Here is a 20,177-nt window from a genome sequence, read left to right as displayed (position 1 = left end):
CGAGGCGGTCGCCTCTCACCAAAAGACCGCGACCGCCTCGGCTCTCCGTCCCTTCGAGAGAAACAGGAGAAACCCCAGCATGACACCTGCCTGCCCTCCCGCGCTGCTCTCCGCAGCGCTCCATGCCGCAGCACGCGGCTGGCACGTCTTCCCCCTGCGCGTCGGCGACAAGCCGCCCGCCCTGCACGGCGAGACCCGTTGCCCCGGTACCGGCGAGTGCGCCGACGGGCACCGTAAGTTCGAGCAGCGCGCCACCCGCGACCCCGCCCGCATCCACACCGCATGGGCCACGCGCCCGTTCAACATCGGCATCGCCACCGGCCCCTCCGGTCTGGTCGTCGTCGATCTCGACATGCCCAAGGCCAAGGACCCGAAGGGCACGCCTAGCGGCGTGACGACCTTTGCGGCGCTCTGCGAGCGCTCCGGACAGGCTGTCCCTGCTACCTACCGGGTGCGGACCGCGAGCGGCGGGGAGCACCTGTACTTCACCGCCCCCGACGGGGTGCGCCTGCACAACACGAAGGAGACCTTGGCGCCCAAGGTCGACACCCGTGCGTGGGGCGGGTACGTGGTCGCTCCCGGCAGCACCACGCCGTACGGCTCGTACACGGTCCTCGATGACGCCCCGGTACTTGCCTTGCCAGGCTGGCTCCGGGACGCTCTCACGCCCCGCCAGCGGCCCGCAGGCCCCCTCCCGCTGAACGTGCCCCGGCACGGAACCCGCTGTGCGCAGGTCGCCTTGGACCGCGAACGCGCCGCCATCGAGGCCGCGCCGGAAGGCAAGCGCGAGGAGACCCTGTTCAAGGCCGCCCGCGCCATGGGCCGCTTCGTGGCCTGGGGCGACATCCCCCGCCACGAGGTGGAGCAGGCTTTTCAGCTCTCGGGCGAGTCCACCGGACTCCCGGCCTCCCAGTGCCGCGCCACTCTGCGCAGCGCTCTGAACTGGGCCATCCGCACGTGCCAGCCCCGGAGGACGGCATGAGCACCACCCCCACCCCCGAACCCCTGAAAAGCCCTCCCCTCACCACCCGTTCACCCTGCGCCGCCCCACCGGCCGTTCCCCCGACGGCCGCTGGCGTGGCGAAGGTCGCCGCCCGCAAGGGCGCCCTTTCAGCTCTTCGCTCTGACCCGCAGGAGGGGAGGACCTCATGAGCGCACAGCCTGTGGACACCGACCTGTGGGCCGGACAGGACCTCACTGACGAACCGGCGCCCACCGAAACCCCGTGGGAAGAACCCATCCCGCTCACCGGGCGACGTGAGCTTCCCGTCTTCCCCGCGCACGTCTTCCCCGCCTGGCTGCGGGAGTTCGTGACAGCCGTCGCGGAGGAGACCCAGACGCCCATCGACCTTGCGGGCTCCGTGGCCCTGTCCACCCTGGCCACTGCGTCCGGCGGACGTGCGGTCGTTCACGTGCGGGGCAACTGGCGTGAGCCCACGAACCTGTTCGTGGTCTGCGCACTGCCCCCGGCCAACCGCAAGTCAGCCGTCTTCGCCCTGCTCACCGACCCGCTGTACGAGGCCGAGAAGCAGCTCAAGGCGACCATGGCGCCCGCCATCGTCGAAGCGGCCCTGACCGCCCGCCTGGCCAAGGAAGCAGCTGACAAGGCCGCAGCCAAAGCCGTGAATGCCGAGGGCGGCAAGCGCGAGGAGCTGGTAGCCGAGGCCATCGGGCTCGCGCAGACCGCCGAATCGGTAGCCGTTCCGGTCGAACCGCTGCTCCTGGCCGACGACTCCACCTCTGAGACGGTCACCTCGCTCATTGCCGAGCAGGGTGGTCGCCTCGCGGTGATGTCGGCCGAGGGCGGGATCTTCGACATCATCGCCGGACGCTACTCCGGCGCCCCGAACATGGAGGTCTTCCTCAAAGGCCATGCCGGGGACCGGCTGCGGGTCAACCGGCAGACCCGCCGCGAGTACATCGACCACCCCGCGCTCACCATCGGCCTGGCCGTGCAGCCCGACGTGTTGCGCGACATTGCCAAGGTGAAGGGGTTCGATGGACGCGGGCTGCTGGCCCGCTTCCTGTACTCGCTGCCCACCTCCCTGGTGGGAGAGCGGGAGATCATCACTGATCCGATCCCGGAGGAGACCCGCGCGACCTATGAGCGCAACGTCGTCGCCCTCACGCTGTCTCTGGCGGAGTGGACCGACCCGGCGGTCATTCAGCTCAGCCCCGAGGCAGATCAAGCCCTCATCGGCTACCAGAAGCGCGTAGAGCCCCAACTCAGGGCGCGTGGCGGTGCGTTGGGGCACATTTCCAACTGGGCGGGCAAACTCGCCGGAGCCGTTGCCCGCATGGCCGCTCTCCTGCACCTGGCAGAGCACCTCGATCGTGGCCACACCACGCCGGTCACCGAGGCCACCATGAGCAACGCGATCACGCTGGGGGAGTACTTCACCGCTCACGCGCTCGCTGTCTTCGACGTCATGGGCGCCGATCCCACCGTGGGCCGCGCCCGCGCCGTACTCGAAGCGCTGCGGGCGGGCGGCTGGGAGGACGTCAGCCGCCGGGATCTGTTCACCAAGCTGTCCCGCAGCGAGTTCCCCAACGTCGCCGATCTCGAACCGGCGACCGCGCTGCTCGAAGAGCACGGCTATCTCCGCAGCTACCAGCCCGAGCGCACCGGGGCACGTGGGCGACCACCCGCACCCCGCTACCGCCTCCACCCCGCCCTGCGGGAGACCGAGGCGTGAGCGCCCGCAGGTGTCCGACCCCGCCCGCACAAACCGCAGAAACGCAGAAATACCCGGGCCCCGCCGCTGACCTGCGGCAACTCTCTGTGCCCACGCCCGGTGGGGTCCCGCCGCACAAACCCCAGGTAATTCCGCAAAAATCCCGGCCCTTCTGCGCCCTCACCCGGCCACCCGAGCGGGCCGCTGAATATTGCGGAATTTCGCGGGTTTCTGCGGGACCCCCCACCGCACAAACACGCAGCATGAACGCGCTGGTCAGGACGACCGCCAGGGTTTATGCGGTTTCTGCGGCGGCTCACCACCCCGCAATCGGTAGCTAGCCGAGGAGGACCCGTGGCCACGTCCACGACGAACGACCCCCGCGCGACGCTCCGGGCCGGGCTCCCGGACCGCTATCTCACCCCCGACGACATCGCCGAGATATTCAAGGTGCCCAAGGAGACCGTCTACCAGTGGCGCAAGAAGCGCACAGGCCCGCCCGGCTTCCGCGTCGGCAAGTACATCCGCTACGACCCCGCCGCCGTCCACGACTGGGCCAGGGAACGCATGGCGGATGAGGACGCCGCCTGACTACGTACTCCTGAGCGCGACTCAACACCCCAGGGAGGGCCACACCGTGGCCCTCCCTTCCTCGTTTTGAGAAGGGAACCCCGCCCGTGGCTGGCCACATCCAAGACCGCTGGTTCAAGACCGAGAACGAGACCGACGCCGACGGCAAGACAACCCGCGTCAAGACCGACCGACACGGCAAGGGGCTGCGCTATCGGGCGCGCTACGTAGGCCCCGACGGCACCGAGAAGTCCAAGAGCTTCCGTGACGGTCAGAAGCGCCTCGCCGAGAAGTGGCTGAGCAACACCGAGGCCGACATGGGCAGCGGGCAGTACGTCGACCCGCGCGCGGCCAAGAAGACCTTTCAGCAGTACACGGAGAAGTGGCTGAGCACGCTTGGGGCGGACCCGAACACCATCGAGTCCATGAATTCCCAACTCAGGCTGCACGCCTTCCCGTACATCGGGTCGCGCCCGCTCGGGTCGTTCAAGCCGGAGCACATTCGTGAGTGGGTGGCGGAACTTGAAGCGAGCGTGCCTGGCTCGTACGGCCGGATCATCTACGCGAACGTTCGCTCCGCCCTGAGCGCGGCTGTCGACGACGGATATCTGAGCCGCAATCCCGTCTCCGCTCGCTCCGTGAAACCGCCGGCCGTTGACGCCAAGCGCGTCGTGCCATGGTCCGTTGAGCGGGTATTCGCTGTGCAGGAGGCGCTGCCGGATCGCTATCAGGCAATGGCCGACCTGGGGGCGGGATGCGGGATGCGGCAGGGCGAGATCTTGGGCATCGCGGTGGACGCAATCGACTTCGAAGCGGACACGCTGCACGTGGTGCAACAGCTCAAGCTCAGCGGAAGTAAGCCTGTCTTCGCTCTCCCCAAGGGCGGCAAGACACGGGACGTTCCCCTACCAGGGCCCGTGGCCGACGCGCTCAGGGCCCACATGAAGCAATTCCCGCCGGTCGAAATCACCCTGCCCTGGAAGACGTCTGACGGGCCTAAGACGACCCGTCAGATCCTCTTCACGGCGCCCATCGGCAACCACGTGTGGCGCACCACCCTGAACGAGACCGCGTGGAAGCCTGCTCTCGTCAAGGCAGGAGTCATTCCCGAGCCAGAGACGAAGGGCGACGACTACGCGGCGGCACGCGAGCACGGCATGCACGCACTGAGGCACTTCTACGCCTCGGCGCTCCTAGATGGTGGGGAGAACATCAAGGCCGTCAGTGAGTACCTTGGACACAGCAACGCGGCCCTGACGCTGAGGATCTACGCCCACCTCATGCCGAGTAGCCGGGAGCGGACTCGGAAGGCCATCGCGACCGTCTACGACAGTGCCTCTCGATCGCTTTGACGGCCCACAGACGGCCCACGGCCCGTCATGGGCCTGCCAGTTAGGGGAAACCTGCTGGTAGGGAGCCTGACGGGTTGGGGGCCGTTTTCTCTGACCCGGAGAAGACGGGCGCGTACCTGGCCTCCATCTCCGGCAGCTGACGGCCCGCAGCTGATCCCCTTGCGCTGAACTCCCTTGGGCGGCGCAAGGGTTGCGACACACTTGTCGAATGAGGATGAGTGAGACGTTCGCGGCCACTGTGGCTGGGGAGGCGCCTGTCATCCTGCTGGTCGCCGTACTGGAGATAGGCAGCCGGACTGGGACAGTCCGCTCCGTCTTTGAGCGGCTGGGTCGGCAGCAGGGGCTGATCGACGATCTGTACTCCACTGAGCAGCCCCCGACCGGGCCTCAGGTGGAAGCGGTTGGCGTGGCGATCAGCCAGTCGGGGCGACACGCGGTCGCGGACGTCTTCGTGATGCTTTACGTCGCCTCTGCCGTCGGTGTGGGCTGCCTCCTGCTCGGCGCGGAAGTGCTGGTGCTGCGTTGGCTCGCCATTCCCCAGGAGGGCCCTGTCCCTCTCCAGGCCGCCTTCTGCCTCGCGGCGCTGGTGCTGGGATTCGCCTGGGTCATGTCGGTGCCCATGATCAGGATGATCATTTCGATCGGTGGGCACGCGATGGCCGTCGTCAAGGGTGTCAGGCGGAGCACCCGGTTCTACCGTGACCTGAGATCCCACCGGCAGGAGAGTCGGGACGGCCGCCGGCGTTAGCGCCGGGGTGCCGCCGCCCGGTTGTTGCCCGTGTCGCCGCCCTTTCGTGCCCCGCGGGGCAGCTTTGGCGGGGTGTAGTTCTTCATGGGCTTTGCCGACGGGTCGGGGCGTACTGCTCCCAGGAGGGGGTTTGCCGCGATGGGGGAGACCTTGACGCGGGCTCCGGGGCGGGGTGCCTGGATCACCATGCCGTCACCCAGGTACAGCGCCACATGTGTGGCCTTGGGGAAGTAGACGATCAGGTCGCCCGGCCGCAGCTTCCGCAGCGAGACCCGCCGCAGCTTCGCCCACTGCTCCTGCGACGTACGGGGAATCTCCTTGCCCGCCGCCGCCCACGCCCGCGAGGTGAGCCCCGAGCAGTCGAAGGCCTTGGGCCCCTCGGCGCCCCACTTGTACGGCTTCCCGATCTGCCGCACGGCGTAGTCGAGGGCCTCGTCCCCCCGCCGGGACGGCGGCCGTGACGGCGCGGACCCGGCGGAGCCCGCGGAGCCGCTCAGCGAGCCCGACGCCAGGAACTTCCGCTGCGCAGCCGCCATCCCCTCCTCCTCGGCCCGTGCCAGCTCCGCCAGCTGCTCCGTGCTCAGCCCGGCGAGCAGCTCCTCGACCTCCTTGAGCTGCCCCTTGACCGTGTCCCGCGCCTCCTTCTGCCGCGCGGCGAGCGCCAGTTGGGTCTCCAGGGCACTCTTCGCCCTGGCCGCCAGCTCGGACGCCGTCTTCTCGCCGCCGACGAGCCGCTTCACCGTCGCGGCCCGCTCCGCCGCCGCCCGCCCGATCACATGCCCCTGGTCGAGGGCCTGCTGCGCGTTGCGGGCGAGGAGGAGGCGTACGTAGGGGGAGATCTGGGACGTGCCCTGGTACTGCTGGCGGACGAAGCGGCCCGCCGCGCCCCGGCTGTCGCGCAGCGAGGTCCGGGCGCGGGCCAGGCCGGCGTTCAGCCGGGTGACCTCGGCGCGCTGGTCCTTCAGCTTCTCCGCGGTCGCGTTGTATGTCTCCGTCGACTCCTCGGCCTTCCGGTACAGCTCCTGGAGGTCCGTCAGGAGCTCGGAGACCGGGCGCTCCCCGGTGCCGTCGGGCCCCGGGACGGCGTACGCGGGGGAAGCGGGCGCGAGCAACGCGCCGACCACCGCACCCGTACACACCCATCGCAGCAGCCTGCCTGACATGCCATCACCTCCGGCGCGCGGCGGCGGCTCCGCCCCGCACCGCGAGCATCGGCCGCCCCGGCGCGGCCCGCCTCCGGAAGGTGCGCGGGTTGGCGCAATGCGGTCACTCGTCCAGGGCCCCACGGCGCGTCGCCCTTGCCGAGGCGGCCCTCAGCCCGCCCCGCCCGGCTTCGACCACGGCCACTTCAGGCCGGACCCGGCCTTGTCGCCCTCGGGGTCGTACTCGAACTTCCAGCCCGGATGCAGCCCGAACCGCTTCCCCGCGGCCCTGGCCACCCTGCGGTACACGAGCACGGTCGGCGGGCCGCCCGCCTCGTCCGGCACCGGGACCCGGTACACCTTCGGGGGGTGGCCGGTCGGGCCCAGCAGGATGGGCAGTACGCGGCCGTCCAGGGGGCCACCCACGAAGGGGGTCTCTTCGCTCTTCACCCGGCCAGTGTCACAGGAGGTGCGCCGCGTCGCTCACCACGGGCAGCACCCGCCGGGCGAGCGAGCCCGCGGGGCCGTCGGGCGTCTCCATGGCCAGCGCGCCCCGTACCGCCTCCGCGGACTGCGGGTCGCGGCCCGCCGAGGCCACCAGGACCGCCATGAACTGCTCGACCAGCCAGTCCCGCAGCTCGTCAAGCGGCGGCTGCTTCTCCTCGTCCAGCCAGATCAGGGACGCCGCCTCGACGGAGGTGATCCACATCCGCACGGTCATCCGCAGCCGTGGGCCCGTGGCGCCCGCGACCTCCAGGTGGGCGAGTATGTGCTCGGCGGCCGTCCTGCGCACCTCGTCCACTATGGCGGTGGTGCGTGAGGTCTCCACGACGCTGCCGCCCTGGAGCAGCGCGCTGAACCCCGCGTCGTGCTGGTCGACGAAGGCGAGGTAGCGGTCGAGGGCGTTGGCGAGACGCTGGGTGAGCGGACCCTCGGGCGGCTCGGCGAAGCACTGCTCCAGCTCGTCGGCGGCGGACCGCAGTGCGGCCTCGTACAACTGCTGCTTGCCGCCCGGGAAGTAGCGGTAGACGAGCGGCCGGGAGACCCCGGCCGCCTCCGCGACGTCGTCGAGGGAGACCTCGTCGGGTGCGCGCACCGCGAAGAGGGACAGGGCGGCCTCTTTGAGCTGCCGCTGCCGCTCTTCGACACTGAGGCGCCGGTACGCGCGGGTGGGAGCAGGCGAGGTCATGCCTCGCAGCGTAACCGCCCTTTCGAACAAGCGCCCCGGAACCCCGCGTACCCTCTTCGCTACGCCAGCAGACCCGAGCTCTTCCACAGCCGCCGTCCGGCACCCCGCAGCACCCCGATGTCGTCCAGGAAGTCCGTCAGGCGCTTGGCTCCCGTCTGCATGATCTCGCGGCGGTGGGCGCTCGCCCTGACCTGCGCCATGGCCTCGCGCTTGTCCAGGCCGACGTTCGTGTAGACGTCGGGGTTGATGAAGGCGATGGAGAAGACGCGGGCGAACTCACCCGAGGTGAGGCGGGTGAACTCCTGGGACCAGCGCGGGGCGGTCACCATCTGGCGGCGCAGCTCCTCACGGGCGTACCGCACATGGCGCGCCTCCTCCACGACGTGGATCCGCGTGACGCCGCGCACGAGGGTCTGGACCCGCTCGTCCGGGAACGTCAGGCGCTGCATCCAGTCGAGGATCTCCTCGCCGAGCAGCGTCGCCGTGAACGAACCGGGCGTCGTCGAGATGGTCTTGAAGAGGCGGCCCAGGTTCCGGTGCACGGCGCTGACCGGGTAGTACGGGGTGTCACCGCGCGAGATGAGGCGCGCGAACATCTTCGAGTGCCGGCACTCGTCCTCGATCTCGGTGAGGGCATAGCGCACATGCGCGCTCGTCGCCGGCTTGTCATAGATGTGCCGTACGAGCAGCTGCATCAGGATCAGTTCGAACCAGATGCCCAGCGACGCGAGCGCGGCGGCCTCGTGCTGGGAGAGCGCGATGCGCTGCTCCTCGCTCATCCGCCGCCACATCGGCGTGCCGTACAGGGAGACCAGCTCCGGGGGCCAGAACCACTTGCCCTCCTCGAAGGGTGCCTCCCAGTCCAGCTCCTTGTCGGGATCGAAGGAGTGCTTGGCGGAGGAATCGAGCAGCCGCTCGGCCACCTGCTCCCGGTCCTTCAGCAGCCCGAGGGCGTCCCGCAGCCCTTCGATCGCCGCGTCCTCCGTGATGGTCGTCATGACTCTGCCCCTGCCTCGTCGTCAGAGTTACCGGCGGTCACGACTTATGAGACTGCCTGTCAGCAAGGGCGTCAATCCCTTGCGCACGACTTGTTGACCCCGCGTCTACGAACGTGTGAGCCTGCCAACTACCGGCAGTTCGAGGCGATTACGGAGAGACCTAGGCCAATTCTTAGGAGCCGTCAGTGTCCACGCATGAGCTGTACACCCACGCACCGGACGGAAACATCTGGCAGATACCGGCGAACGGCGCGGCCCGCTTCAGCTGGGAGTACGACGAGGGCCGCGCCCGGCTGCTCGCCCTCTACCAGAAGGGCAAGGACAAGCAGTGGGACGGCGCCAAGCGCATCGCCTGGGATCTGGAGGTCGATCCGTACGACCCCCTGGGCACCCCCGACGAGTCCATGTCGCTCTACGGCACCCGGCACTGGGCGAAGATGACCGACCGGGACAAGGGCGAGCTGCGCAAGCACTATGCCTCCTGGCAGTTCAGCCAGTTCCTGCACGGCGAGCAGGGCGCGATGGTGTGTGCGGCACGCATCGTGGAATCCGTCCCCGACCTGGACGCGAAGTTCTACTCGGCGACCCAGACCATGGACGAGGCGCGGCACGCGGAGGTCTACGGCCGCTTCCTGCACGACAAGATCGGCATGCTCTACCCGATCAACGACAACCTTCGGTCCCTGCTCGGCGACACCCTGCGCGACTCCCGCTGGGACATGCCCTATCTCGGCATGCAGGTCCTCATCGAGGGCCTCGCGCTCGCCGCGTTCGGCATGATCCGCGACACGACGGACAAGCCGCTGCCGAAGCAGATCCTCGCGTACGTCATGCAGGACGAGGCCCGGCACGTGGCCTTCGGCCGCATGGCCCTGCGCGACTACTACAAACAGCTCTCCGACGCGGAACTGCGCGAGCGCGAGGAATTCGTCATCGAGGGCTGCTACTTGATGCGCGACCGGCTGCGCGGCGTCGAGGTCCTGGAGAACTTCGGGATCCCGAAGGCGGAGGCCGAGGAGTACACCGAGAACTCCGAGTTCCTCGCCCTCTTCCGGCAGCTGCTCTTCAGTCGCATCGTGCCGTGCGTCAAGGACATCGGCCTGTGGGGCAAGCGCCTGCAGGAGGCGTACGTCGACATGGGCGTCTTCGAGATGGGCAACGCCAACCTCGACCAGCTGATGGCGCAGGACGAGGAGATCGCCGAGAAGCTGGACGCGGAACGCTTCGCGGCCGAGGAGTACGAGCGCGTGGCGGAGGTCGAGGACATGATCGCCGCGGGTGGCCGGACAGCCGACGGAAATTAGGGCCGCACGTCCCGGCCCGGGGCGGCAGCATGACCCCATGACCTCGGGCCCGCACGGGGGTCGGTGCGGTGCCGGAGGCCTGGCTGCTGCGCAGGGAGGCGCTGCCGGGGGCCCGGTGACGCCGCCGGGCCGCTCATCGGGCTCAGGGGCCGGCGAGCACCGCCTCCATCACCGCCTTCGCGATCGGCGCCGCGCTGCCGCCGCCGCTGATGTCCCCCCGGTCCGCCGACGCGTCCTCGACCACCACCGCCACCGCGACCGAGGGCTGTGCCTCGCCGGACTTCTGGGCCCAGGAGATGAACCAGGCGTACGGCGTTCCGGAGTTGTCGATGCCGTGCTGGGCCGTGCCCGTCTTGCCGCCCACCGTCGCGCCGGGGATCGCCGCGTTGGAGCCGGTGCCCTCCTCGACGACGTCGGTCATCATCTCCCGCAGCTGCATCGCCGTGGCCGGGTTCATCGCCTGGTGGAGGGACTCGTTGCCGGTGTTCCGCACCACGTCGCCGTCGTCGGTGGTGGTCTCGTCCACCAGGTGCGGTGCCTCCACGGAGCCGCCGTTGGCCACCGCCGCCGAGACCATCGCCATCTGCAGGGGTGTCGCCCGGGTGTTGAACTGCCCGATGGAGGAGAGCGCGAGCTGTGCCTTGTCCATCGACGTGTCGAAGTTGCTCGCCGCCACCGACGACGGGATCTTCAGGCCGCCGTCGTTGAAGCCGAAGTTCCGTGCCGTGCCCAGCATGTCGTTCAGACCGGTGTCCGCGCCCAGCTTGGCGAAGACCGTGTTGCAGGACCACTCGAAGGCGTAGCGGAGGGTCGCGTTCGTACAGCCGTCGACCTCGTTCGTCAGCTCCGTGCTCGTGCCGGGCAGCGTGTAGGGGTTGGGTGACTTGGTGGCCGCGTCCAGGTCGGTGACCGTGCCGGCGTCCAGCGCGGCGGCCGCCGTCACCACCTTGAACGTCGAACCGGGCGGGTACGTCTGGCGGATCGCCCGGTTCAGCATCGGCTTGTCGGGGTCGCCGTTCAGCGCCGCCCAGGACCTGGCCACCGACCCATTGGTACCGGAGAGCCGCTCGGGATCGTACGAGGGCGTGCTGACCAGGGCGAGGACCTTCCCGGTGGACGGCTCGATCGCGGCCACCGCGCCCTTCTTGCCGCCGAGCCCGGCGTACGCGGCCTGCTGCGCCGCCGCCCTCACGGTGGTGCGCACCATGCCGCCGGGGTTCTGCGCCCGGCTGATGTCGTTCCACAGGGGGAGCGGCGCGAGCATCGGATCGGTGCCGGAGAGGATGTCGTCCTCGGCGCTCTCCAGGAGGGTCGTGCCGTAGACCTGCGAGGCGTACCCGGTCACCGGGGCGTACAACGGGCCGTGCAGGTACGTCCGTTCGTAGCGGAGCTGCTCCCCGGTGTCCTTGGAGCCGGTGACCGCGCGGCCGTCGACCATGATGTCGCCGCGCGGCTGGCCGAAGCGGGCGATGGCCTGGCGGCGGTTGGCGGAGTTCTTGTCGAAGGACTCGGACTGGACGACCTGGACGCGGGTCGCGTTCACCAGCAGGGCGATCAGGAGCAGCGCGCAGAACGCGGCGGCATGCCGGATGTACCTGGTCACGCGTCCTCCCCGACGGGCCCCACCGGCTGGCTGCGCGCCGAGTCGCTGACCCGGATGAGCAGCGCCACGATGATCCAGTTGGTGACGACGGACGATCCGCCCTGCGCCAGGAAAGGCATCGCCATGCCGGTCAGCGGAATCAGCCCGGTCACCCCGCCCGCGATCACGAACACCTGCAGCGCGACGATCGAGGCGAGCCCCACCGCGAGGAGCCGCCCGAAGGAGTCCCGCAGCGCGAGCCCTGCCCGGTAGCCGCGCTCCACCAGGAGCGCGTACAGCAGGAAGATCGCGGCGAGCCCGGCCAGGCCCAGCTCCTCGCCCGCCGTGGCCAGGATGAAGTCGGACTTGGCGGCGAAGCCGATGAGGATGGAGTGCCCGAGCCCGAGCCCGGTGCCGAGCATCCCGCCCGCCGCGAACGCGAAGAGGGACTGGGCCAGTTGGTTCGGCCCGTCGCCCGCGTCGATGGAGGCGAAGGGGTGCAGCCAGTCCTCGACCCGGCCGTGCACATGGGGTTCGAGCGAGCCGACCACGAACGCCCCGACCCCGGCCAGCACCAGGCCGACCGCGATCCAGCCGGTGCGTCCGGTGGCGACGTACAGCAGGACCACGAAGAGGCCGAAGAAGAGCAGCGAGGTGCCGAGGTCCCGTTCCAGGACGAGGACCCCGACGCTCAGGAGCCAGATCGCGACGATCGGGCCGAGCACACGGCCGGTCGGCAGCTGGAGCTTCGTCAGCTTCCATACCGTACGGCCGGTGTAGGCGAGGGCGTTGCGGTTGGCGGAGAGATAGCTGGCGAAGAAGATCGCGAGCAGGATCTTCGCGAACTCGCCGGGCTGGATGGAGAATCCGCCGACCCTGATCCAGATCCGGGCGCCGTTCACGGCGGGGAAGAAGATCGGCACGATCATCAGGACCAGCGCCGCGACGACACAGATGTACGCGTACCGCTGGAGCACCCGGTGGTCGCGCAGGAGGACCACGACGGCGATGAAGAGAGCCACGCCGACGGTGGACCAGACGAGTTGTGTGGGCGCCGCCTCGTCGCCCGGGGTCTCCAGGTCGAGCCGGTAGATCAGGACGAGGCCCAGGCCGTTGAGGAGCACGGCGATCGGCAGGAGCAGCGGATCGGCGTAGGGCGCGCGGAAGCGGACCGCGAGATGGGCCAGGAGCGCGAGCACGCCGAGCCCGGCGCCGTAACCGGCGGCGCCGGGCGGGACGGTGCCGTTCTTGGCGAGGCCGACGTCGCAGTAGCCGTAGACCGAGAGCAGGACGGCCACGACGATCAGGGCGGCTTCGGTGCCACGGCGCCGGGGCACGCGAACAGCGGGTACGGACGGGGGCGCCGCTGCTGTTCCGGTCATGCCCGGAACGTAGCAAGCGATAGGCGTCGATGTCCGCTTATGTCACCGTGCGGTGGTGGTGCGTCAGCACCAGCGCGGGGCGGGCCCGATGTTGGAGATGTAGTGCGCGGCACCCCACGCCCAGGTGCCGTTGGTGAGCAGGTACCAGCGGTTGTTGCCCGCCACGTGGTCGCCCGTCGTCTTGCAGTAGATGGAGACGACCCTGCCGTACGGCACGCTGCGGATCACCCTGCTGCCCCGGGTGGGGGCGGTGCGCAGCAGCAGCCCGCTCTTGGCGGTCACGCGGCCCTTGTAGATGCGCGGGTTCACGCTGTTGGCGTCGTCGGCCGCGAAGGCGGGGCCGCTGAGGGTGAGGGCGGCGAGCGCACCGCCTGCGGCGAGTATGCCGAGCCGGGTGCTGAGAGCGGTGGGCCGAAGGGACATGGGGTCTCCTCTGGGGAAAGGGCGGATGCGACGCAGCCCTCGACCCCCTGGAATTCGGGTCATAGGCCGCGATTCACAGTAAAATCGGCATGCTGAGCGCGCAAAAGGTCACGCGGCGTCAAACCGCCCGTCAAGCCGCCCCGTCGGCGCCCCTGGCGCAGTCGTCCGCGGACTCCTCGTACGGCAGCGCCAGCGTCGCGACCGCCCCGCCGCCCGCCGCGTTCGCGAACGTGAGCCGCGCGCCGAGCACCGCCGTCTGGCCCAACGCGATGGTCAGGCCGAGCCCGTGGCCCCGCGACGTCCCCTCCGTGCGGAACCGCTGCGGGCCGTGTTCCACCAGGTAATCCGGGTATCCGTCGCCGTGGTCGCGCACCGAGACCACCGGCCCGTCGACGGTCACCACGATCGGCGGCCTGCCGTGCTTGGCCGCGTTGGCGATGAGGTTCCCGAGCACCCGCTCCAGGCGCCGCCGGTCGGTCACCACGCAGACATCGCGTACGACGACCAGCTCGGCGGCGACCGCCGAACCCCGCACGGCACGCTCGGCCAGTGGGGCGAGATGGTGGTCGTCCAGGTCCACGCGCTCGCTCTTCGCGTCGAGCCGGGAGATCTCCAGGAGGTCCTCGGTGAGGGTCCGCAGCGCGGCCACCCGGTCGCGCACCAGCTCCGTGGGGCGGCCCGGCGGCAGCAGCTCGGCCGCCGCGTGCAGACCGGTCAGCGGCGTGCGCAGCTCGTGCGCCACGTCCGCGGTGAACCGCTGCTCGCTCTGCAGCTTGCCCTGCATCGAGGACGCCATCGTGTCGAGCGCTCCGGAGACCGCCGCCACCTCGTCCTGGCGGCGCGACGGCTCGCGGGTGCGCGGGTCGTTCACACGGGCGTCGAGGTCACCCGCGCTGATCCGGCGGGCCACCGTCGCCGTCTGGTGCAGGCGCCGTGTCACGCGCGTCACGGCGAACGCCCCGACCAGCAGCGTCGCCCCGATCGCGAGCGCCGACGAGCCGAGGATCGCGCGGTCGAGCCCGTCGATGGTGCGGGCCCCCTGGGCGTAATCGACCTGCACGGCGACGGCACGCCGGTCCGTGGCGGGCCCCGCGGCCCACATCGTCGGCCGGGAGTCCCGCGCGTCGACCATCGTCCCGCGCTCCCCGCCCGTGGCGAGCTTCCGCAGCTGCGCGGGGAGGCCCGGCGGATCGACGCCCGCGCCGGGACCGAGGTCGTCGCCCGCCTCGAACGCCTCGGTCGCGTCGTCCAGCCGGGCGAGGGCATGCTCGCGGGCCTGGCCCACGGTCTGGTTGGTCACCGAGACATGCACGAGCGCGCCGAGCAGCGCGGCGAGCGCGCAGCACATGACGGTGATGAAGACCGCGGCCTTCCAGGTCAGCGTCGCCGTCCAGGCGGGGAGCCGCGGCCCGCGCGGCAGCCGGTGGCTCATCGGCCGGAGCTCGCGGAGGGCAGCGGGCGGGCGCTCGCGGCCGGCTCGGGCTTGCGGGACGGCTTCCTCTTGGGCGCGTTCGGGGAGCGCACGATCTCGTCGGTCGTCGGCAGCATGGACTTCTGGTGGGAGTCCCAGGACCAGACGGTGCGGTACTCGTACCCCGCCATGCCGGACACGGCGCGGACGATCACCTCATGACCGGCCAGCTCGACACCGAGCACCGCGTCCCCCATCTCCATGATCTGCGTCAGCTGCCGCTTCTCCACGGCGTAGGCGCGTATGTCGAGATTCTCGGCGTGCCCCTTGGCCAGCCGGATGCCGACGATGAGGTCGTCCTCGCCGTCGCCGGTGAGGTCGCGGTAGTAGGCGTTCAGGACGGGGCACTCGTCGTCGGCGTGCGCGGTGCCGCACTTGGCCAGCTGCGCGGCCGTCTGCTTGTAGACCGCGTCCGAACGGTCGTACATCCCCGGGTTCTTGTCGAAGTCGGTCTTGACGACGGTCACCGGATTCACCTTGTGCAGGTCTCCGCCCGGTACGTCCACGCCCTTGACCGGCACGCTCTCTATCGTGCCGTAGTCCTCGGCGGGCGCCGACGGGGGCGGCAGCTTCGGCCACAGGCGCGTGGGGGCCTCGGCGGGGGGAGTGGATCCCGCGCCGCGCAGGCCGCCCGGGTCGCCACAGCCGCCCGCCAGCAGGACGGCGGGCAGCACGACGACCGCGGCGAGCGCGAGACGGCTCCGGTGCACTGCACTCCTGCCTGCCGGTGGAGCGGCCCGGGTGGCTGCTCGGCTGCGGCGCGAGGTTCGGTTGCGGCGCCGCAGGGTCCGGGTCCCGTTGCCCGGGTCCGGCTACGGCGCGAGGTCGGCGTAGAGAATGATGTTGTCGGTGCGGTGACCGTCCTTGATGGGCCCGCCACAGGTCAGCAGGCGCAGCTCGGGACGATCGGTCGCCCCATACACCTTATGGGTGGGGAAGTTCTTTTTGTCCACCTGTTCAATCTCGCGCACCTTGAACGTCGCGGTACTCCCGTCCGCTCGCGGCACCTCGATCTCGTCCCCCATTCTCACCTTCGCCACGTTCTTCATCAGCGCGGGCCCCCGCGCCGTGTCGTAGTGCGCGACCAGGACGGCCGCCCCCTTCTGCCCGGGAGTGACACCCCCGGTCCACCAGCCGGGCTCGTCCGCCTTGTCCACGGGCGGCACCTCCAGCGCGTCGTCCGCGCCCACGCCGAGGTCGAGCATCGACTTCGCGTCGACATCGGCCGCCGGAATGCGCAGGCCCGTCGGCCGGGACTTGCCCAGCGGGGCGTGCGGGTCGGCCGCCGGTGCGGCGGTGGCGTTGTCGACCTTGACGTCGGGCGCGGGGCCGCCGGAGCCCTGACCGCAGGCGATGAGCCCGATGCCGAGGGCGACGGTCAGCGTGGCGGCTGCTGCTATGCGGGCGGTGTGGCGGGGCTTTGCGGGGGTGGGTGCGGGGGCGGGGGTTTCTTCGGTGGGGGTGCTCATGGGGGCTCCTGGGGTGGCCTTGGTCGCGCGCCTGGTTGCGTCTGGTCGCGTCTGGTCGCGGAGGGGCGGGCTCAGGCGTCGGTGCGGCCGCGGCGCAGCATCGCGTACCCGAGACCGGCCGCACCGGCCGCCGCCATGGCACCACCGGCGGCGATGAATACCGGGTCGCCGCTGTGGAACCCCTCGGTACCGGCCTTGACCCCGCCCTCCGGGGTGCCGGGGGCGAGTGGCGCCACCGTCCGCGTGCCCTCGGAGTGCTCCGGCGCGTCCGCGACGGCGGCCACGGCCGGCATGAGGAGCGCGCCCCCGACGACGGTGGTCACGGCGGCGGAACGGAGGAGGGTGCGACGGCGGTGGCTGCTCATGAGCGGTCGTTCCTTACGGCTGGAGGCTGACGGAGCCTGACGGAGGCGGATCGCTGTGAGGGAGCGAAGAGGACGCCTCCGAAGGTAGGTGTCCGCTATTGCGGCCTTTAGTCGGCTATGTAACAGCGGGCCATAACTGCGGGGGCGGTGCTGTGACGAGTGGCTCGACTTCGCCCGGCGGCGAATGGCTCAACTTCCTTCCGCGTCGCCCAGGTTCTTGCCCAAGGCATGTCCTTGCTGCTCCCATGGTCCATGGGGTGATGGTGCATGAGCGGACTGCGCGTCATACCGGCCTGGCGGCACGGACAGGAGCGGCTGTACGTCTGCCTCGCGGACGGCAGGAACGTGGCGTGGTACGAGAGGGAGTCGTCCCGCGTGAACCTGCTCGGCGAGGAGCACAGGGAAGCCGTCCTGCGCGCCCTCGCCCCCTTCCTGACCGGCGGTTTCTCGGTCGGCCCACCGCCCGTCCCCACCCCCGCCGAGCTGGCCCGCCTCGCCCTCCACCCGGACGACGACCTGGCCCCGAACCGCCCCGGCGAGGCCCTCCTGATCGCCCTGGACCGCGACCCGGCCCCCGCCCGCAGGCTGCGCGCCGACCCGCGGCAGCGGGCGCTCACCGCCGAGCAGTCCATCGGTGAGGTGCTCGACGGCCTCGAAGGCGCGGGCTGGCACACCCTGCACTCGGTGCCGCTGCCGGGCGGCGCCCGCCTCCACCACCTCCTGATCGGGCCCGGCGGCCTGTTCAGCGTCCACACGCTCCCCGCCCGTAAGCAGCGGGTGCGCGTCGCCGACCCGATGGTCACGGTCGGCCGCGCGGACCCGCGTCCACTTCTGCGGGAGCTCCGCGCCGACGCCGACCGGGCGTCCTTCGCGCTGACCGCCGAGATCCGCCCGGTCCTCGCCCTCTCCGGGGCGACGGACCTGGACGTCACGTCCCCGCCGCGCGAGGTGCGGATCGTGCGCGACGGGGAGGTGTCGGCCCTCGCGCGGATCGGCGGCGTACTGAAACCGGCCGATGTGGAGGCGCTGCACGCGATGGCCCGCGACCGGCGTACGTGGCTGCGGGTCTAGGCGTTGCGGCTGCGGCTGTAGGTCGCGACCGCGGGTCTAGAGGTTGTCGCCCCAGCCGCCCTGGATCATGGTCTGGAACGCCCAGGCCCCGCCCCGCTTCAGCAGGATGTCGGCGTACCGCAGCTGCTGTGTCTCGCCGTTCGCCGTCATCACCGAGTCGGTGAAGACCACGGCCATGGCGGGGGAGAGGAACACGGGCGTGCGCGTGGACTCGAAGGTGATCTCCTCGCTGCCGTCCCCCATCACGTGCGTCATGGTCGCGACGAACTGTTCCCGGTCCCACTGCGCGGAGCGCCCGTCGCCCGCGGAGTCGTCGCTGACCAGGTTGAGCGGGAAGACGGCCAGGTCGGCCATGCGCTCCACATCGCGCTTCGCGCTGTGTGCGTCGTACTCGGCGAACCAGGCGGCCAGGCTCGCGCGGTCGTCGTCGGTCGGGACGTATCCGGTCTCGGGCAGAACGGTCATGCGGTCTCCTGGTCAAGTTTGACTACGGGGTGCGTAAGGAAAGTTATGCTCCATCGACTGGCTAGTCAAACTTGATTAGATGTGACGCCGGTCACGCTTGATCTGTGGCCTGGTTGGGTTCGGGGGGGGCTCAGCGGAAGCGGACGACCACCGCTGTCGCGTGCCGGGTCGTGTTCTGCCGCACCTCTACCGTGACGGGCGGCTCGGACGGCAGGGCGGCATACGTGACCTCGCCGATCCCGACGGCGATCGCGGTCCCCTCGCCCCTGGCCGTCGGCAACGCCGCTCCGGCCGCCGTCCGCAGCGCGGGGGGGAGCGGTGACGACACCACGGGCGTGCCGTCCCCCGGCAGGACGAGCACGAGGGCCTGCGGCCGTGCGCCGCTCCCGGTGAACCCGACGACCACCGCGTCCCGCGTGTCGCTGTGCCGCAGTTTCAGCCACGCGCGCGTGCCGCCCCGGTAGGCCCCGTCGAGCCGCTTGAGCACGAGCCCCTCGATGCCGGTGGCGGGCAGGGTCTCGTACCAGGTCAGGGCCAGTTCGCGGTCGGTCGTCATCGGCACGGGCTGGAGCGGCGGGCCGAGCGGTTCGAGGACCCGTACGAGGCGTGCGCGCCGTTCCTCGTACGGCAGCGCGCGGCAGTCCTCGCCCCCGTCGGCGAGCAGATCGAAGGCGGCGTACGAAGCGGGGAGCGTGCGCGCGAGGTGCGTGGAGCGGGCGCGGGTGGCGGCGGCGCGCTGCTGGACGGCACCGAAATCGATGCGCCCGTCGGCCCAGACGACCACTTCGCCGTCGAGCACGGTCCCGGCGGGCAGCCGTGCCGCGGCCTCGGCGAGATCGGGGAACGCGGTGGTGACGAACCGTCCGGAGCGGGCCTGTAGTCGTACGCGGTGGCCGTCGGCGAAGACGACCAGACGGTGACCGTCGAACTTCGGCTCGTAGGCCCAGCCGCCACCCTGCGGCAGGGCGGTCACGGAATCGGCGAGGGCGACCCGGAGGGGCGGAGTGATCATGGGGCGGCCTTGCCGGGGAGGGGGCGGGCCTGGGCCGGATCGGTGAGGGGGGCCAGGAGGTCTCCGTGGCGGGCGAGGCGGGGTGCGATGTCGGAGGCGAGGAAGACGAGCGGTGGCGGGGTGCCTGTGGTGTCGCCTGCCCGGTGGGCTGTGCGCGTGCCTGTGGGGGTGCCTGCGCGGGAGCCCGCCTCCTCGACTTCCTCCCAGGTCACGGGGGTGGAGACGGTGGGGTCCGGGCGGGCGCGGAGGGTGTAGGGGGTGGCGGTCGTCTTCGCGGCGGCGTTCTGGCTGAAGTCGACGAAGACCTTGCCGGGGCGCAGGCTGCGGGTCATCCGGTGGACGACCAGGTCGGGCAGTTCGGCCTCGGCTTCCTGGGCGAGCTTCTTCGCGTACGCGGTCACCTGCTCGGAGGGCGTCGGCTCCAGGGGGCAGAGCAGATGCAGCCCCTTGGAGCCCGAGGTCTTCGCGTAGACCCCCAGGCCGTCCGCCCGGAGGCGCTCGCGCAGCCAGAGGGCCGCCCGGCAGCATTCGACGACGCTGGCGGGCTCGCCGGGGTCCAGGTCGAGCACGAGCCGGTCGGCCATGGCGGGGGCGTCGGCCTGCCACTGGTGGGTGTGGAACTCGGTGACGAGGTTGCCCGCCCACATCAGGGTGGCCAGGTCGTCCACGACGACCTGCCGGGTGTTCCCGTCCGAGCGCGGTACGTCGGCGGTGTGCACCCAGTCGGGGGTGCCCGGGGGAACGTTCTTGGAGAAGAAGCGCTGGCCGTCCGGCCCGTCCGGGAAACGGAGGAAGGAGACGGGCCGGTTGCGGAGGTGCGGGAGGAGGGCCTCCGCCGTGCTGGCGTAGTAGTGCAGCAGCTCGCCCTTGGTGAAGCCGGACGCGGAGTAGAGGACCTTGTCGAGATTGCTGAGGGCCAGCCGCCGCCCCTCCACCTCGGTGATCGGCGTCATACGATG

The 20,177-nt window shown here is 70.8% G+C and carries 21 protein-coding genes; 7 read left to right on the top strand and 14 right to left on the bottom strand.

The window, feature by feature from the left end; translation table 11 throughout:
- The first annotated feature begins 79 nt into the window (after window positions 1–79).
- From OG302_RS14815 to OG302_RS14795, 5 genes are all read left to right on the top strand, one after another.
- Complete coding sequence (locus OG302_RS14815) at window positions 80–982, top strand: bifunctional DNA primase/polymerase (protein ID WP_371527233.1); 903 nt, start codon at window positions 80–82, stop codon at window positions 980–982.
- Window positions 983–1,148: 166 nt separating this feature from the next.
- Window positions 1,149–2,696 carry a YfjI family protein gene (locus OG302_RS14810; protein WP_371527232.1) on the top strand — a complete coding sequence of 516 codons (1,548 nt, stop codon included), beginning with the start codon at window positions 1,149–1,151 and terminating at the stop codon, window positions 2,694–2,696.
- Window positions 2,697–3,029: 333 nt separating this feature from the next.
- Window positions 3,030–3,266, top strand: a complete 237-nt coding sequence (locus OG302_RS14805; protein ID WP_371527231.1) for a helix-turn-helix domain-containing protein — start codon at window positions 3,030–3,032, stop codon at window positions 3,264–3,266.
- Window positions 3,267–3,352: 86 nt separating this feature from the next.
- The gene (locus OG302_RS14800; protein ID WP_371527230.1) at window positions 3,353–4,597 is read left to right on the top strand and encodes a tyrosine-type recombinase/integrase; all 1,245 of its coding nucleotides are present in this window, start codon (window positions 3,353–3,355) and stop codon (window positions 4,595–4,597) included.
- Between the two features lie 214 nt (window positions 4,598–4,811).
- Window positions 4,812–5,345: a hypothetical protein gene (locus OG302_RS14795; protein WP_371527229.1), complete on the top strand. Its 534-nt coding sequence runs from the start codon at window positions 4,812–4,814 to the stop codon at window positions 5,343–5,345.
- Here OG302_RS14795 and OG302_RS14790 read toward each other — a convergent pair.
- The 4 genes from OG302_RS14790 to OG302_RS14775 all read right to left on the bottom strand — a co-directional run bounded on the left by OG302_RS14790 (window position 5,342) and on the right by OG302_RS14775 (window position 8,674).
- Complete coding sequence (locus tag OG302_RS14790; RefSeq protein ID WP_371527228.1) at window positions 5,342–6,508, bottom strand: NlpC/P60 family protein; 1,167 nt, start codon at window positions 6,506–6,508, stop codon at window positions 5,342–5,344. The two genes, OG302_RS14795 and OG302_RS14790, sit on opposite strands and share 4 nt — an antisense overlap.
- A 150-nt stretch (window positions 6,509–6,658) precedes the next feature.
- The gene (locus tag OG302_RS14785; RefSeq protein ID WP_361833534.1) at window positions 6,659–6,937 is read right to left on the bottom strand and encodes a hypothetical protein; all 279 of its coding nucleotides are present in this window, start codon (window positions 6,935–6,937) and stop codon (window positions 6,659–6,661) included.
- 10 nt (window positions 6,938–6,947) lie between these two features.
- A complete protein-coding gene (locus OG302_RS14780) occupies window positions 6,948–7,676 on the bottom strand; it encodes a TetR/AcrR family transcriptional regulator (protein ID WP_371527227.1) in 729 nt (242 codons plus the stop codon).
- Between the two features lie 59 nt (window positions 7,677–7,735).
- Window positions 7,736–8,674, bottom strand: a complete 939-nt coding sequence (locus OG302_RS14775; RefSeq protein ID WP_371527226.1) for a diiron oxygenase — start codon at window positions 8,672–8,674, stop codon at window positions 7,736–7,738.
- A 185-nt stretch (window positions 8,675–8,859) separates the two neighbouring features.
- Between OG302_RS14775 and OG302_RS14770 the strand changes: the two genes are divergently transcribed.
- A complete protein-coding gene (locus OG302_RS14770) occupies window positions 8,860–9,978 on the top strand; it encodes a ferritin-like domain-containing protein (RefSeq protein WP_371527225.1) in 1,119 nt (372 codons plus the stop codon).
- A gap of 142 nt (window positions 9,979–10,120) precedes the next feature.
- Here OG302_RS14770 and OG302_RS14765 read toward each other — a convergent pair whose 3' ends face one another.
- The 7 genes from OG302_RS14765 to OG302_RS14735 form a co-directional block, all read right to left on the bottom strand.
- Window positions 10,121–11,581, bottom strand: a complete 1,461-nt coding sequence (locus OG302_RS14765; protein WP_371527224.1) for a penicillin-binding transpeptidase domain-containing protein — start codon at window positions 11,579–11,581, stop codon at window positions 10,121–10,123.
- A complete protein-coding gene (locus tag OG302_RS14760) occupies window positions 11,578–12,942 on the bottom strand; it encodes an FtsW/RodA/SpoVE family cell cycle protein (RefSeq protein ID WP_371527223.1) in 1,365 nt (454 codons plus the stop codon). Before OG302_RS14760 ends, OG302_RS14765 begins: the two co-directional genes overlap by 4 nt.
- Before the next feature lie 63 nt (window positions 12,943–13,005).
- Window positions 13,006–13,365: an SH3 domain-containing protein gene (locus OG302_RS14755; protein WP_371527222.1), complete on the bottom strand. Its 360-nt coding sequence runs from the start codon at window positions 13,363–13,365 to the stop codon at window positions 13,006–13,008.
- Between the two features lie 130 nt (window positions 13,366–13,495).
- Window positions 13,496–14,797, bottom strand: coding sequence for an ATP-binding protein (locus OG302_RS14750; protein ID WP_371527221.1), 1,302 nt, complete (start codon window positions 14,795–14,797; stop codon window positions 13,496–13,498).
- Entirely contained in the window at window positions 14,794–15,546 is a 753-nt protein-coding gene (locus tag OG302_RS14745; protein ID WP_371527220.1) for a hypothetical protein, read from the bottom strand. Before OG302_RS14745 ends, OG302_RS14750 begins: the two co-directional genes overlap by 4 nt.
- A 102-nt stretch (window positions 15,547–15,648) precedes the next feature.
- A complete protein-coding gene (locus OG302_RS14740) occupies window positions 15,649–16,305 on the bottom strand; it encodes a class F sortase (RefSeq protein WP_371527219.1) in 657 nt (218 codons plus the stop codon).
- A gap of 71 nt (window positions 16,306–16,376) precedes the next feature.
- Complete coding sequence (locus tag OG302_RS14735) at window positions 16,377–16,670, bottom strand: hypothetical protein (RefSeq protein ID WP_371527218.1); 294 nt, start codon at window positions 16,668–16,670, stop codon at window positions 16,377–16,379.
- Window positions 16,671–16,937: 267 nt separating this feature from the next.
- Here OG302_RS14735 and OG302_RS14730 point away from each other — a divergent pair, with 267 nt between their 5' ends.
- Window positions 16,938–17,741, top strand: coding sequence for an NERD domain-containing protein (locus tag OG302_RS14730; protein WP_371527217.1), 804 nt, complete (start codon window positions 16,938–16,940; stop codon window positions 17,739–17,741).
- Window positions 17,742–17,777: 36 nt separating this feature from the next.
- On the opposite strand, the gene OG302_RS14725 is transcribed toward OG302_RS14730, so the two are convergent.
- From OG302_RS14725 to ligD, 3 genes are all read right to left on the bottom strand, one after another.
- Window positions 17,778–18,206, bottom strand: a complete 429-nt coding sequence (locus tag OG302_RS14725) for a nuclear transport factor 2 family protein (protein WP_371527216.1) — start codon at window positions 18,204–18,206, stop codon at window positions 17,778–17,780.
- A gap of 130 nt (window positions 18,207–18,336) precedes the next feature.
- Window positions 18,337–19,218 carry an ATP-dependent DNA ligase gene (locus OG302_RS14720; protein WP_371527215.1) on the bottom strand — a complete coding sequence of 294 codons (882 nt, stop codon included), beginning with the start codon at window positions 19,216–19,218 and terminating at the stop codon, window positions 18,337–18,339.
- Window positions 19,215–20,171: a non-homologous end-joining DNA ligase gene (gene ligD, locus OG302_RS14715; protein WP_371527214.1), complete on the bottom strand. Its 957-nt coding sequence runs from the start codon at window positions 20,169–20,171 to the stop codon at window positions 19,215–19,217. Before ligD ends, OG302_RS14720 begins: the two co-directional genes overlap by 4 nt.
- Window positions 20,172–20,177 lie beyond the last annotated feature (6 nt).

Origin of the sequence: Streptomyces sp. NBC_01283 (assembly GCF_041435335.1) — a bacterium.
Classification (GTDB): domain Bacteria; phylum Actinomycetota; class Actinomycetes; order Streptomycetales; family Streptomycetaceae; genus Streptomyces.
Note: the sequence above shows the minus strand (reverse complement) of the source record. Positions and strands in the feature narration are given on the sequence as shown.